This window comes from Streptomyces sp. NPDC025784 (assembly GCF_055558435.1).
Map to the genome: position 1 here is coordinate 290,137 of NZ_JBVHMN010000010.1, position 13,894 is coordinate 304,030.

13 protein-coding genes are annotated in these 13,894 nt (G+C 74.4%); 5 read left to right on the forward strand and 8 right to left on the reverse strand.

Annotated features, from left to right (window positions below):
• Positions 1-15: 15 nt before the first annotated feature.
• Positions 16-627 (reverse strand): rhodanese-like domain-containing protein, encoded by a 612-nt coding sequence (locus ACZ4IF_RS23785; RefSeq protein WP_467565819.1) that lies wholly within the window; start codon positions 625-627, stop codon positions 16-18.
• 201 nt (positions 628-828) lie between these two features.
• Here ACZ4IF_RS23785 and ACZ4IF_RS23790 point away from each other — a divergent pair, with 201 nt between their 5' ends.
• Positions 829-1,275, forward strand: coding sequence for an Lrp/AsnC family transcriptional regulator (locus ACZ4IF_RS23790; RefSeq protein WP_028800439.1), 447 nt, complete (start codon positions 829-831; stop codon positions 1,273-1,275).
• A gap of 159 nt (positions 1,276-1,434) precedes the next feature.
• Here ACZ4IF_RS23790 and ACZ4IF_RS23795 read toward each other — a convergent pair whose 3' ends face one another.
• The 5 genes from ACZ4IF_RS23795 to ACZ4IF_RS23815 form a co-directional block, all read right to left on the reverse strand.
• Positions 1,435-4,437, reverse strand: coding sequence for an AAA family ATPase (locus ACZ4IF_RS23795; protein ID WP_467565823.1), 3,003 nt, complete (start codon positions 4,435-4,437; stop codon positions 1,435-1,437).
• The gene (locus tag ACZ4IF_RS23800; protein WP_467565826.1) at positions 4,434-5,597 is read right to left on the reverse strand and encodes an exonuclease SbcCD subunit D; all 1,164 of its coding nucleotides are present in this window, start codon (positions 5,595-5,597) and stop codon (positions 4,434-4,436) included. Before ACZ4IF_RS23800 ends, ACZ4IF_RS23795 begins: the two co-directional genes overlap by 4 nt.
• A 94-nt stretch (positions 5,598-5,691) precedes the next feature.
• Complete coding sequence (locus ACZ4IF_RS23805) at positions 5,692-6,318, reverse strand: YigZ family protein (RefSeq protein ID WP_467565829.1); 627 nt, start codon at positions 6,316-6,318, stop codon at positions 5,692-5,694.
• Positions 6,319-6,502: 184 nt separating this feature from the next.
• Positions 6,503-7,045, reverse strand: coding sequence for a SixA phosphatase family protein (locus ACZ4IF_RS23810; RefSeq protein WP_467565832.1), 543 nt, complete (start codon positions 7,043-7,045; stop codon positions 6,503-6,505).
• Positions 7,042-7,839 (reverse strand): hypothetical protein, encoded by a 798-nt coding sequence (locus ACZ4IF_RS23815; RefSeq protein ID WP_467565834.1) that lies wholly within the window; start codon positions 7,837-7,839, stop codon positions 7,042-7,044. Before ACZ4IF_RS23815 ends, ACZ4IF_RS23810 begins: the two co-directional genes overlap by 4 nt.
• 474 nt (positions 7,840-8,313) lie before the next feature.
• Between ACZ4IF_RS23815 and ACZ4IF_RS23820 the strand changes: the two genes are divergently transcribed.
• The 3 genes from ACZ4IF_RS23820 to ACZ4IF_RS23830 all read left to right on the forward strand — a co-directional run bounded on the left by ACZ4IF_RS23820 (position 8,314) and on the right by ACZ4IF_RS23830 (position 11,202).
• Positions 8,314-10,173 (forward strand): TIGR03767 family metallophosphoesterase, encoded by a 1,860-nt coding sequence (locus tag ACZ4IF_RS23820; RefSeq protein ID WP_467565837.1) that lies wholly within the window; start codon positions 8,314-8,316, stop codon positions 10,171-10,173.
• Between the two features lie 84 nt (positions 10,174-10,257).
• The gene (locus ACZ4IF_RS23825) at positions 10,258-10,665 is read left to right on the forward strand and encodes a CoA-binding protein (RefSeq protein WP_467565839.1); all 408 of its coding nucleotides are present in this window, start codon (positions 10,258-10,260) and stop codon (positions 10,663-10,665) included.
• 96 nt (positions 10,666-10,761) lie between these two features.
• On the forward strand, positions 10,762-11,202 hold the full coding sequence (locus tag ACZ4IF_RS23830; protein WP_467565842.1) for a GNAT family N-acetyltransferase: 441 nt from the start codon (positions 10,762-10,764) through the stop codon (positions 11,200-11,202).
• A gap of 37 nt (positions 11,203-11,239) precedes the next feature.
• On the opposite strand, the gene ACZ4IF_RS23835 is transcribed toward ACZ4IF_RS23830, so the two are convergent.
• Both ACZ4IF_RS23835 and ACZ4IF_RS23840 read right to left on the reverse strand, forming a co-directional pair.
• Positions 11,240-12,088, reverse strand: coding sequence for an alpha/beta fold hydrolase (locus tag ACZ4IF_RS23835; RefSeq protein ID WP_467565845.1), 849 nt, complete (start codon positions 12,086-12,088; stop codon positions 11,240-11,242).
• Positions 12,089-12,350: 262 nt separating this feature from the next.
• On the reverse strand, positions 12,351-12,710 hold the full coding sequence (locus ACZ4IF_RS23840; RefSeq protein WP_467565848.1) for an ArsR/SmtB family transcription factor: 360 nt from the start codon (positions 12,708-12,710) through the stop codon (positions 12,351-12,353).
• Between the two features lie 17 nt (positions 12,711-12,727).
• Between ACZ4IF_RS23840 and ACZ4IF_RS23845 the strand changes: the two genes are divergently transcribed.
• On the forward strand, positions 12,728-13,894 hold the full coding sequence (locus ACZ4IF_RS23845; protein ID WP_467565851.1) for a cation diffusion facilitator family transporter: 1,167 nt from the start codon (positions 12,728-12,730) through the stop codon (positions 13,892-13,894).

A 13,894-nucleotide genomic window follows, 5' to 3' on the forward strand; every position in this document is an offset into this window, starting at 1 on the left:
TCCGATACGAGCGGATCAGCAGCCGCAGTCGTCCGTGCCGACCGGTGCGGTCAGCGGGTCCGCGGCGCGCCGCTCCCGGCCCTCCCAGGTCTCGAACTCGAAGCCCTCACGGGCCCAGTACTCGAAGCCGCCGAGCATCTCCTTGACCTGGAAGCCGAGTTGGGCGAGGGCGAGAGCCGCGCGGGTGGCGCCGTTGCAGCCGGGGCCCCAGCAGTAGGTCACGACCGGAACCGACTTGTCGAGGATCTGCTCGGCCTGTCCGGGGATGAGCGCGGTGGGCAGGTGGACGGCGCCGGGGATGTGGCCCTGGTCCCACGACTCGGTGGAACGGGAGTCGAGGACGACGAAGCCGGGGTCGCCGCCGTCGGCGAGGGCGGCGGCGACGTCGGACACGTCGGCGTGGAAGGCGAGGCTCGCGCCGAAGTAGGCGGCGGCAGCGGCCGGGGACGCGGGCGCGACCCGCAGGACGGGGTTCGGGCCCGCCGACCCCGTCGTGGTCCCCGCGGTCGTGGTGCCGACGGTCGTGGTGCCGACGGTCGTGGTGCCGGCATCGGGCTGCGTCGTCGCCACGGTGCCGGTCGTGCCGGCGGCGGTGACGGTGGTGCTGGTGGCGGCGGTCGCGGTCATGGTCTGGCCTTCCCTCCCGGGTCCCGCCGGCCGGCGCCGGTGCGCGCACCCTCCGCGCATCCGGCGGCCCCGGTGCTTCCTGCGCACCCGGCCGGGCGGAACGTTCTGACGAGAAATCTACGGTCGGTGATCCACTTCCTGAAGTGACGATCCACGGCCTCTGCCTTGATCAGCCGGGGATTCGCCTGCTATCCATCGCACATGACCGCGTATTCCCCGGACGCCACCGACTGGCGCATCCTCGATGTCCTCCAGCGGGAGGGCCGGGCCAGTTTCGCCGAGCTCGCCCGCGCCGTCTCGATGTCCGCGAGCGCCGTCACCGAGCGGGTGCGCCGCCTGGAGGAAGCGGGTGTCATCCGGGGCTATGCGGCCGTCGTCGATCCGGAGAGCCTCGGCCTGCCCATCCTCGCGTTCGTCCGGCTCAGGTACCCCCATGGCAACTACAAGCCGTTCCACGACCTCGTCGCGGCGACCCCCGAGATCCTTGAGGCGCATCACGTCACCGGCGACGACTGCTTCGTCATCAAGGTCGCCGCACGCTCGATGAGCCATCTGGAGGAGGTGTCGGGCAGGATCGGCGCCCTGGGCTCGGTGACGACCAGCGTCGTCTACTCCTCCCCGCTCCCCCGGCGGCCCCTCGGCCACTGAGTCCGCCGCCCCGTGCGGCCGGGTCGCACGACGTCCGGCGGCCGGCGCGCCTGATACCCGGCGGCCGGGGCACGGAGGCCTGCGAGGGGCGGGTCGAGCGGCACGCGGCCCCCGTCGGTGGCGGCGGACCGCCGAGCGCCGTGTCGGCGGTGCGCCGTCTCAGTCGACGGCGCCCCTCTGCCGTACGACCGAGCCCGTCCTCCCCTTCACCACTTCCAGCTGGGCGTGGACGCGCCGCCGCAGATCGGCGACATGGCTGACGATGCCGACGCTGCGATCGCGCTCCCGCAACGAATCGAGGACGTCGAGGACCTCGTCGAGGGTCTGGTCGTCGAGACTGCCGAAGCCCTCGTCGATGAACAGGGTGTCGAGCCGCACGCCCCCCGCCTCGTCGGTGACGACGTCCGCGAGGCCGAGGGCCAGCGCCAGCGAGGCGAAGAACGTCTCGCCGCCGGACAGCGTCGCCGTGTCCCGCTCACGTCCGGTCCAGGCGTCGACGACGTGCAGGCCGAGTCCGCTGCGGCCACGGCCGGCACGGTCGGCGGAGTGCACGAGCGTGTAGCGCCCGGAGGACATGCGGTGCAGGCGCGCCGTCGCCGCGGCGGCCACCTGTTCCAGGCGCGCGGCGAGGACGTACGACTCCAGGCGCATCTTGCGTTCGTTGTCCGCCGACGTGCCCGCCGCGAGTCCGGCCATGCGGGCGACGCGGTCGTACTCCTCGCGCAGCGGGGCCAGCCGGCGTACGCCTCTGTCGGCGCGCACGGACAGTGCGTCGAGCCCGGCGCAGCGCCGGGCGGCGGCGTCCCGCGCGGAGGCCGCGTCCCGCAGGCGACCGGCGGCGGACTCGGCGGCCCGCTCCGCGGCGGCAAGGTCGGCGGGCGGCCGCTGGGCGGCGTGCGCCGTGTCGGCCTCGGCGAGCACCGCGCGCACGGCCGCCTCCTCCGACTGCCAGGCGTCGAGCCTTCGTTGCAGTTCCCGGTGGGCGGCGTCGTCGAGCAGCGCGGCCGCGGCCGCCCGCGGGGTGTCGAACCCGGCGCGGAACGCCGCGTCGGCGAGCCGGGCGTCGGCCTCCTTGAGGCGCTGGGCGGTGTCCTCGGCGGCGCGGACGGCGTCCGCGGCCTCCGTCAGCAGCGTGACCTGCCGCTCCAGCTGCGCGGCGCGCGCGGACACGCTGCCCGCGTCGCCGCGTGCCTGCGTCAACTCCTCGTCGAGACCGGCCTTCTCGCGGTCCAGCGCCTCGCGGAGGGAGGCACGCGAGGCGACGCGGCGGGCGGCTTCCTGCTGGGCGTCCGTCCGCCGCCGGTACTCGCGCTCCGCCTGCTCCCGCGCCTCACGCGCCGCGTGCAGTCCGGAGGCGGCGGAGCGGGCCTCGGTGTGCCGGTGCTCCAGCTCCTCGGTCTCCTGGACGAGACGCGCGGTGGGAGTGTCGCCCGCCTCGGCGGTCGCGGCGGCCAGCGCCTCGCGCACGACGCCGAGCCGTCGCTCCGCTTCGGCGCGCTCCTCGTCGGCGCTCTGGAATCCGGCGAGGGCCCGTTCCTCGGTCTCGCGGTCGACGTGTCCGTCGATCTTCTGTGCCGGTGCCGGGTGTTCGGTGCCGCCGCAGACGGCGCAGGGCTCACCGTCGACGAGGCCCGCGGCGAGTTCCGCGGCGATGCCCCTGAGCCGCTGTTCCTTGAGGTCGAGCCAGTGGGCGCGCGCTTCGGTGGCCCGCTCGCGCGCGGCGAGGGCCCGCTCGTGCGCAGCGTCCGTGTCGCGTGCGAACTGGTCCCTCTGACGGGCCGCGTCGAGCCGTCTGAGGGCGGGTTCGCGCTGGACGGCGAGCTGCTCGGCGCGTGTCGCCGCCTCCTGCGCGGTCTCGATGTCCGACTCGATGCCGGCGCGGGTGTCCTCCCATGCGGCGAGCCAGGCCTCGGCCTCCTGGAGGACGTCCTCGTCGGCGCGCTCCTGGCGGTCCAAGGAGGTGCGCTCCGTGGTCAGTTCGGCCAGGCGCCGTTCGGCCCGGCGGGCGGATTCCAGGCCGCCGAGCTCCTCGGCCGCCTTGCGGGCGGCGGTGGCGAGTCCGGGCGCCCCGGCGTCGGCGAACGTCTGCGGCAGACCGGCACGCGCGCGTGCCTCCTCGGCCGCCGCGCGCCGGTGCTCGGTCCCGGCGAGGTCGTGCAGGTCGAGCGCCGGAGCCACCGCCTCGGCCTTGCGGGCGCGCTGCATGCGCGCCTGGGCCTCCTGGTGGGCGTCGGCGCGCTCCTCCAGGCGCGTGGCACGCTCCCGAGCCGCCGTGAACCGGCGCTGGAGCCGGTCCACTTCACGTACGTCGTCGAGTGCGCGGTCCGCGGCGGCATGCGCGGATTCGGCGGCGGTGCGTGCGCAGTGAGCGATCGTGAGGCGCTCGCGGGCGGTGCTGCGGGCGACGGCGGCCCAGGCGAGGACGGACTCCGCGAGGCCCGGTTCGCCGGGCTTCAGCTCGGGCAGGGCGATCTCGACGCCGCTCCCGGCCTCCTGCTGCATGCGGTGCGCGTCGGCCAGCAATTCCGCGTCCCCGGCCCGCACTTCGGTCTCGGTGGTGCGGCGTCGCTCGGCGAGGCGCTTTTCGACCTCGGCGAAGCGGTGGGTGTCGAAGAGACGCCCGAGCAGCTTTCCGCGGGCCTCGGCGTCGGCCCGCAGGAAGCGCGCGAAGTCGCCCTGGGGCAGCAGCACGACCTGGCAGAACTGCTCGCGGCTCATGCCGAGCAGCTGGGTGATCTCCTCACCGATCTCCTGGTGGGAGCGGCTGAGGTCCTTCCAGGAGCCCGCCGATGCGTCGTACTCGCGCAGCCGGCTCTGGGCCTTCTCGGTGGTCGTGCCCGTGCCGCGCTTCTTGGGCCGCTCCCAGGGCGGCTGCCGGGTGATCTCCAGCCGGCGTCCGGCGACGGTGAGGTCGAGGCGGATCTCGGTGCGGCTGCCGGGTGCCGCGTGGTCGCTGCGCAGACCGAGGCCCTGCCCCGTCTGACGGGCGCCCGGCACCGCGCCGTACAGCGCGTAGCAGACGGAGTCCAGGACGGAGGTCTTGCCCGCGCCGGTCGGTCCGTGGAGCAGGAAGAGTCCGGCGGCGGACAGCTCGTCGAAGTCGACCGTCTGGGGTGCGCCGAAGGGTCCGAACGCGGTGATGTCGAGGCGGTGCAGTCTCACCGGGCGACCTCCCGCACGGCCTCGTCGGCGCGGACGGCGTCGAAGGCGTCGCGCAGCACGGTCTGCTCGTGCGGGTCGGGGCCCGCACCGCGTACATGGGCCACGAAGTCCTCCGCGATCTGCTCCTCGCTGCGGCCCGCCAGCCGTCGGGCGTAGGAGGTGTCGGGTTCCTCGGGGGCGCGCTCCGGGTCGAAGGCGAGGCTGAGGGTGTGCGGGAAGCGCTCGGACAGCCGGGCCATGGGATCGGCCGGGCGGACCGGGTCGGTCAGCGTCGCCTCGACCCACGCCTCCTCGTGGCGCGCCAGCTCCGGATCGGCGAGGAGGTCGTCCAGGAGGCCCCGGACGCGGGCGAGGGTGCGGGGCACGGGGCAGTCGATCCGCTCCGCTTCGAGGGAGCCGTCGGCACCGAGGTCGACCAGCCACATGGTCTTGCGGTGGTCGGCCTCCGAGAAGGAGTACGGAAGCGGGGAGCCCGAGTAGCGCACGCGATCGGTGATGGTCTGGCTGCCGTGCAGGTGCCCGAGCGCGGTGTAGTCGACGCCGTCGAAGACTCCGGCGGGCACGGAGGCGACGCCGCCGACGGTGATGTCCCGCTCGCTGTCGCTGGGCTCGCCGCCGGTGACGAAGGCGTGGGCGAGGACCACGGAGCGGGTGCCGGGCGGGCGGGCGGCGAGGTCGGCGCGGACCCGCTCCATCGCGGCGGCCAGCACCGTCTCGTGTCCCGGCTTGTCCACTCCGAACTCGTCCTTCACCAGGGCCGGTTCGAGGTACGGCAGGCCGTAGAAGGCCACGTCACCGTGCTGGTCGGCGAGGACGACGGGGGTGCCGCACGCCGAGGGCTCGGTCCGCAGGTGGATGCCGGCCCGGCCGATGAGTCCGGCGCCGACTCCGAGCCGGCGGGCCGAGTCGTGGTTCCCGGAGATCATCACCGTGGGCACGCCGAGGTCGGCCAGCCGGTGCAGGGCGTCGTCGAAGAGCTCGACGGCGGCGAGGGGCGGCACCGCCCGGTCGTACACGTCCCCCGACACGACCACCGCGTCGACGCCGCGCTCGCGCGCGGTCGTGACCAGGTGGGCGATGAACTCGGCCTGGGCGCCGAGCATGTTCACCCGGTGGAACGCCCGGCCGAGATGCCAGTCGGAAGTGTGCAGGAGCCTCATGATCCCCGAGACTAACGGGCGGGTCGGACATCACGGGCGGCTACTCCCGTATCCCCCGTCCGCCGCATCGGCGGCGGGGTGTCCGCTCGGCCCGTCACGCGTCCCCGTACGCCTCTCCCCCGAGTTCGAGTTCCGCCGCCCCGGACGTCGCGTCCGCCAGCCAGGCGCGGAAGGTCTCCACGTCGGCGTCCGGCAGCCCGATCTCGATCGTGACCACCTCGCCGTACCGCACGTCACGCACCTCGCGCCCGGCCGAGCGCAGGTCGTTCTGCACCTTGCCGGCCCGCTGGTGGTCCACGGTCACGGTGGCGAGCCGGAACCTGCGGCGGGTGACGGTCCCGAGCGCGTCCAGGGCCTCCCCCACCGAGCCGCCGTAGGCCCTGATGAGTCCGCCCGCGCCCAGCTTGACCCCGCCGTAGTAGCGGGTGACGACGGCCACGACGTACCGCATGTCGCGGCGCAGCAGCATCTGGAGCATGGGGACGCCGGCGGTGCCTCCCGGTTCGCCGTCGTCGCTCGCCTTCTGCACGGCCGCGTCGGCACCGATCACGTAGGCGTAGCAGTTGTGCGTGGCGTCGGCGTGCTCCTTGCGGACCGCGGCGACGAAGTCCTGTGCCTCCCGCTCGGTGGCGGCCGGGGCGAGGGCGCACAGGAAGCGGGAGCGATTGATCTCGGTCTCGTGCACGCCCGCGCGGGCCACTGTGCGGTACTCGTCCTGCATCGGGCCAGCGTATGCGCTGCACGCGCGCGTGCCGTACGCCGCCTCCCGTCCCGCACGCCCTCTCCCGCCTCCGGGCCCGGCGGCCCTTGGTGACCGCTGCGCCGGGTGTCGGCAGTGTCACGTCCGCGGGGCTCGCACCCCCGCCCCCCGCGGGCTCACGACCGCGACTTCCTCCGTGGCACCGTCACGACTTCTTCCCCCTCGGCACCGTCACGTCGGTGAGCAGCGCCACGGAGGGCGCGAGCTCCTGCCAGCTCCCGCCGTGCCAGGCGAGGACGGCGACGGCCGAGGTCGGGAACTTCGTGTGCACCTGGTCCAGCGCGTCGTCCAGGCCGTCCCCGGCGAGGTCGAGGACCAGGTCCTCCAGCCCGGGGTTGTGCCCGATCAGCAGCAACGTCCTGACGCGCTCGGGGACTTCCCGGACGGCCGCCAGCAGCTCGGATGCGTCCGCGCCGTACAGTCGCCGGTCGAACCGTACGGGAGGCGGGGTGCCCCACTGTTCGGCGGCCAGTTCCCAGGTCTGGCGGGCGCGGACGGCGGTGGAGCACAGCGCGAGGTCGGGCAGCCAGTCGGCGCCCGCGAGCGCCCGTCCGGCGGCCGGGGCGTCACGACGGCCGCGCGGCGCGAGCGGCCGCTCGTGGTCGGGCACGCCCGCGGGCCAGGCGGACTTGGCGTGCCGCAGGACCACGAGCCGCCGCAACGGCCCGGCAGCCGCACGCGGTGTCACGACGCCGCTCCGATGTCCCTGGTGAGTTCGAGTCCGAGGAGCCGGTCCGCGTAGGCGTACGTCTCGAAGCGGGCCCCCTCCGGTACGTCGGACTCCTCCACCCACCGCAGGACGTCGAGGACGCCGGGAACGTCCAGATCGTCCTCCCACGCGGTGCGCAGTCGCTGCCGTACCTCCTCGGGCACGGGCCGGGAGGGCCTGGTCGCCCAGGCGGCGACCGCGGCCCGCCAGCGCGCGAGCGTGTCCTCGGCATCGGCCAGGGCGGCCGCGTCGAGGCGCAGGGGGTCGTCCCTGCGGTGCTGGAGCAGGGCGAGGCGCAGGACGGTCGGGTCGGGGGCACCGGTGTCGGCGCCGGGGCCCGCCCCCGCACCGAGGCCGGGTCCACCGCCCGGTTCCACCGGAGCGACGCCCACGCGCACGTCACCGGCGGCCGCATCGTCCGCGGTCCCGCCGGGCGACGCCGCGGCGTCCGTCGCCGCGCTCCCGGGCGTGAGGACCTGCAGGGTGTGGGTCGCGCCGAGGCCGCCCGCGGCCTCGCGGTGGTCCTCGAACGGCCGGATACCGAGCGCCGCCGCACTCGCCCGCAGCGCGTCCGGGTCCGCCACGGAGCCGGACGTCGCCCAGACGGGGGTCCCGCCGAGTTCCAGAGCACGGACGAGGACGTCGGCGACGAGGAGCACCCGCAGACCGGTGGTGTCGAACCCCGGCGGGCGCGCGTGGACGCGGACCAGGCTGCGGCGGGCCGGGACGGCGTCGGTGGGCTCGCCCGAGCGGGCGTCGATGATACGGAGCACGAGGTGAGCGTAGGCGCGCCGGCAGCCGGACGCAGGGAGATGGAGCCCATTCCGGACAGGCGTTCGCGCTTCACGATGCATGTCCGGTGCGCCGGACCCGTGTCCGGGCCATGCCGGAGTCCACGCACCGGGCCGGCCGCCGCGCGCGTCAGGCGTCGGGCGGCGCGCGGTTCGGCGATCACCAGGTTCGGCGATCGCCCGGCCCGACGGTCGTCGCCCGCTTCGGCGATCGCCGGCTTCGGGCACCGGGCAACCGGCGCGGCGGACGCACCGCCTCGCGTTCGGGCTGCCGTCGACTTCGGCGGCGCATCACACGGCGTTCATGGGGAGGCCACGCATGTGCCCCGGAAACCTGAATGAGTGGTTCCGCTCAAGGATGCCGCGCGGCGAGGCCGCACGCACCGACACCGCCGACACCGGGCACCGCCGACACCGCCGATCGTGAGAACCACCGGAGACCGAAGGGCCGACCCCATGACGGGCACCGAACCCGCCGCCACGCTGAACCGCCGCCGCCTGCTGCTCGCCTCCGGCGCCGCCGTCGCCGCCGGAGCCGCCGGGACGACCGGGGCGTTCCTGCCAGGCCGACGCCGCCGCCCCGCGACGGCGGACGCCCCCGCCCATCCGGTAACGCGGGTTCCGGCTCCGCGGGACCCGGCCGGGCGGCAGTCCCGAGCGGTCCGGCGTCCCGCGCCCTACGGCACGACGACGCTGGAGACGACGGCACGGCTCGGCGGAGCTCCGGGCTCCGGCTCGTACCGGCGGCTCGTACCGGGTCCGGGCTGGCCCCTCACCGTGCGGGCGGAGCTCGCCGCGGCCGGCAACGGGCGCCAGGACCGGCGTACGCCACTGGCCTGCTTCGTCCAGTTCACCGACCTGCACCTCACCGATGTGCAGAACCCGCTGCGCACGGAGTTCCTGCGGTCGCGCGGGGCCTCCGCGTGGCGGGCGCAGGAGGCGCTCACGGTGGCGGGCGCGGTGGCGTTGGTGGAGCAGGTGAACGCCCTCGGGGCGGGCCCGCACACGGGGCTGCCGCCCGCGTTCGTCATGACGACGGGCGACAACGTCGACAACAACTCGGTGATCGAGCTGGAGTGGTTCCTCACGCTGATGAGCGGCGGCCGGATCACCCCGAACAGCGGTGATCCGGCGGCCTACGAAGGCGTCCAGAACTCCGGGCTGCCGCTCTACTGGCACCCGGACGACGCCGCTCTGCGCGACCTGGACAAACGGCGGGGGCTCCCTCTCGTCCCCGGGTTCCTGGAGGCCGCCACCCGGACGGTGTCCAGTCCCGGCCTGCGCGTCCCCTGGTACTCCACGGTCGGCAACCACGACGACCTGCCCGGCGGTTGCCTCTCGCCGGGGCTCCACGACATCGCCGTCGGCTCCCGCAAGCTGCTGTCGGTCCCGGACTCGGACGCCGCCGCCTACGCGCGGGCGCTGCGCACCGGTGACGACCCGCGGAGCGCGGTGCTCACGTCGGTCCTGCGCAGGCACGCGGCCTCGGCACGTACCGTGACGCCCGACGAGCGGCGCCGGCCGTTCACCCCGCACGACTATCTGGCGGCACATCTCGACCCCGCGCACGCCGGTGCCGGTCCCCGCGGCCACGGATACACCGAGGACCATCTCGACGGCGAGCGGATGTACTACAGCTTCCGGATCGCCGCGAACGTGGTCGGCGTGAGCATCGACACGACGTACCGCGGCGGCCACTACGAGGGCTCCCTCGGCAGCGAGCAACTGCGCTGGCTCGAACGCACCCTGGCGGCGCACAGTTCCCGGTCGTACGACGCCGACGGACGGCTCGTCCGCCGTCCCGGGGCCGACGACGCGCACGTCCTGGTCTTCAGCCACCACCACAGCGCCGGCATGACCCGCCGCCCGGACGCCGCCCCGACCGACGAGCCGCGCCACGACGGTGCGGAAGTGGTCGCCCTGCTGAGCCGGTTCCCGAACGTGGTGGCCTGGATCAACGGCCACAGCCACGTCAACCGGATCACCCCGCACGGGCACGCGACGCCGGCGCGTTCCTTCTGGGAGGTCAACACCGCCTCCCACGTGGACTATCCGCACCACGCGCGCCTCGTCGAACTGGCCGACAACGGCGACGGAACGGTCTCCCTGTTCACCACACTCGTCGAATCCGCCGCCCCGCACCGCACCGCCCCCGCCTTCGACGACCTGTCGGCGGTGGGCCTCGCCTCCCTCTACCGGGAACTGGCGTACAACGCGCCAGGCCTCGCCGCGGGCATGTCGGGCGGCGTGCAGGAGGGCTGGGCGGGCGGAGCCGGTGACCGCAACACGGAGCTGCTGCTGGGAATCAGCCGGTGACGTCCGCTGTTTCCCCGCTGAGCGCCTCGACAGGGGCGTTCAGCGTGACGAGCTCCGACGACAGAGACCCCTAGGAGGCCGAGCATGTACGGCGACCCGGCAACGATCCGGAAGATCCTCACCGAGCTGGGCGACACCTGGGCGATCGTCGGCCTCTCGTCGAACGAGCGGCGCGCCGCGCACGGCGTCGCCGACGTCCTCCAGCGCTACGGCAAGCGCATCGTCCCCGTGCATCCGAAGGCCGAGACCGTCCACGGGCAGAAGGGCTACGCCTCCCTCGACGACATCCCGTTCGAGGTCGATGTCGTCGACGTCTTCGTCAACAGCGACCTCGCGGGTCCCGTCGCCGACGAGGCGGCGGCCATCGGCGCCAAGGCCGTCTGGTTCCAGCTCGGTGTCGTCGACGAGTCCGCGTACGACCGGACCCGCGCCGCCGGCCTCGACATGGTCATGGACCGCTGCCCGGCCATCGAGATCCCGCGCCTCGGCTGACCCCGCCCCGGCTCGGGACGAACACGGTGCCGGGCGCCCGGAGTGCGCCGGGAATTGTGGTTGACGGCGCGACCGCGGCACCGGTTTCCTGCTGCGGTGTCCACTCTTCGTATCAAGCAGCCGGACGACGACGCCCGTCTCGAGGACTGGCGGTACGTCCACAACGTGATCGTGCCGGCCGCCACCATGTCCCTGGACGACGCGCGGGAGCGTGCCCGGCGCTACCGCCTCGAAGTCGCCTACCTCGGTGACGTCCTGGTGGGGTGCACGACCGTGCGCCCGCCCACCGACGACTCCGCCACGGCCACGGTCATCGCCCGTGTGCTCGCCGAGCACCGCGGTCGTGGCTACGGCGAGGAGCTCTACTCACGCGGCCTCCGGGAGGCACGCGGGCTGGGCGCACAGGTGATCGAGACGGTCGTGCTCGCGGCCAACGACGACGGCCTCCGCTTCGCCCTCAAGCACGGTTTCGTCGAGGTGGAGCGCTATGTGCTGCCCGGCGAGAGTGCCGAGTGGATCGATCTGCGACTGGCCTGACAGGTCCCGGCGGGCAGCCCGGCGGACGCCGGGCGCGTCACCGGCCCCGGGCGAGGAACGCCGCGACGGTTTCGCTGAAGCCGCGCGGGTCGTCGAGCCACGGATAATGGCCCGCGCCCGGGCGCACGCTCAACTCTGCCCGCGGGAAAAGGTCCGCGACGGTCGCGGCGACGCGCGGGAGGGGACCGCTGTCGAGTTCGCCCGCCACGAGCAGTACCCGCGCGTCCCAGGCGGCGACGGCGGCCCTGGTCTCGGCGGGACGGAAGGCGCCGGGTGCCGCGAACAGCTCCGCGGCCTCCTCGTTGGTCTGCTCGACCTCGGTCGCCGCATGCGTCCGGGCGGTCGCGTCCCAGCTCCCGTAGAAGAAGGGCGTGGCGGCGTCCCAGTCGGCGTCGCTCGCGGTGCCGGCCCAGATCCGTTCGTAGGCGGGGTGCCCGGCCTCGAACCAGGGTTCGGCCTTGCGCAGCGCGGCCGCCTCCAGACGGTGTTCCACGGTGAAGTCGACGCCGAGGGCGCGCGCCCGCCCGGCGACCAGCGTCAGGGTGCGGACCCGTGCGGGACGTCCGGCGGCGTACTGGAGGGCCAGGTCGCCGCCCGCGGAGTGCGCGAGCAGATCCACCCCGTCCAGGCGGAGATGAGCGCGGAGCGCCTCGACGTCGTCGGCCTGCCGGTCGCAGCGGTAGGTCGCCGGATCGGCGGGGGTGCCGGAGTCGCCCGTTCCGCGAAGGTCGAGCAGGATCAGCCGGCGGTGCCGCGACAGTCCTCCGAGGTCGCCCAGGTAGGAGGAGGCCCGCATCGGGCCGCCGGGCAGGCAGAGCAGCGGTTCGCCCTCGCCCAGGACGCGGTAGGCGAGGCGGGTTCCGTCGGGAGCGGTGAAGGCCGGCATGCCGCCATCCTTGTGAGCGAGCGCCGTCCGTGGCAATCCGTTTCCCGTGCATTGCCGTGCATCGCCGCGGACCGCCGGGTACGGCGGCCCATTGCTGCGGACCACCGCGCACGCCCCTCGCCTCTGGTTCCCCCCGCCGTACGTCTGCGGTCGCTTCCATCGGAGGGACGAAGGTGAAGGCGGGATGACGGAACTGCTGACAGGCATGCCGGCACCGGGGCGGGCTGGGCCGGGCGGCGGGAAGCCGTGCCGCGAGAGGTGGTCAGTCGTGCGGCGGACGGTCGCTGATGCGGTGGTCGGCCAGGTTCAGGGCCTCGTCGACCACCCGGCGCAGATGACCGTCGCCGAGCGAGTAGATCACCCGGCGCCCCTCCTTCCGGGTGTTCACGAGTCCGGCGAGCCGGAGGCGGGCCAGATGCTGGCTCACGGCCGGACGCGCGGCCCCGCACGTCTCCGTGAGCGTGGTGACGTCGGCCTCGCCGCCGGTCAGTGCGTGCAGCAGCGCGAGGCGCGTGCGGTCGCCCAGGAGGGCCAGCAGCTCGGCGGCGAGAGCGAACTGTTCCTCGCCGGGAGTACGCGGGTGCGCATCATGCGCAGGTGATAGGTGCATGCGTGCGCTCATACGCACATAATGGCGTCATGGACACCGACACGTCCACTCCCGCGCAACGGAAGGGGACTCCCGTGAGCGACCACCGCTACTCGGACGAGGACCACGGACACGAACACGAGCACGGTCACCCTCACGACCGCGCACACAGCCACGCCCCCTCCCACGGCGCCGGGCCCGGGCAGGGCCACGACGGGCACCGTCACGCGCACACCCTGGGCAGCCGTCTGCGGCACCTGATCACGCCGCACTCGCACGCGACCGCCGACAAGGTCGACTCCGCGCTGGAGGCGTCGGCGCGCGGCATGCGCGCGCTCTGGGTGTCGCTCGTGGTCCTGGGCGTGACGGCCCTGGCCCAGGCGGTCGTCGTCGTGATGTCGGGGTCGGTGGCGCTGCTCGGCGACACGGCGCACAACGCGGCGGACGCGCTGACGGCCGTGCCGCTGGGGATCGCCTTCGTCCTGGGCCGCCGTGCCGCGACGCGGCGCTTCACGTACGGCTACGGGCGGGCGGAGGACCTCGCGGGCATCGTGATCGTGCTGACGATCACGGCGTCCGCGGCCTTCGCGGCCTGGACGGCGATCGACCGGCTGCTGGACCCGCAGCCCGTGCGGCACGTCCCGGTCGTCGCGGCGGCAGCCGTGATCGGCTTCCTCGGCAACGAGTGGGTCGCTCGCCACCGTATCCGCGTGGGCCGTGAGATCGGCTCCGCCGCCCTGGTCGCGGACGGGCTGCACGCGCGGACGGACGGCTTCACCTCGCTCGCCGTGCTGGTGGGTGCGGGGGGTGCGGCACTCGGCCTGCAACTGGCCGATCCGCTGGTCGGGTTGGCGATCACAGCGGCGATCCTGCTGGTGTTGCGCGATGCCGCCCGGGAGGTGTTCAGGCGGCTGATGGACGCCGTGGACCCGGAGTTGGTGGACCGCGCCGAGCGGGCGCTGTGCGAGGTGCCGGGCGTGCACGGGGTGGGCGAGCTGCGGCTGCGCTGGATCGGGCACCGGCTGCGCGCCGAGGTCGCGGTGGTCGTCGACGGCGAGGCGAGCGTCCGCGAGGCGCACCGTATCGCGGTCGAGGCCGAACACGCCCTGCTGCACGCGGTGCCGAGGCTGACCGCCGCGCTGGTGCACGCCGACCCGGCGACCGCCCCCGGGGAGACGGACCCGCACCTGGCGCTGGCGCACCACGCGGCGGCCTGA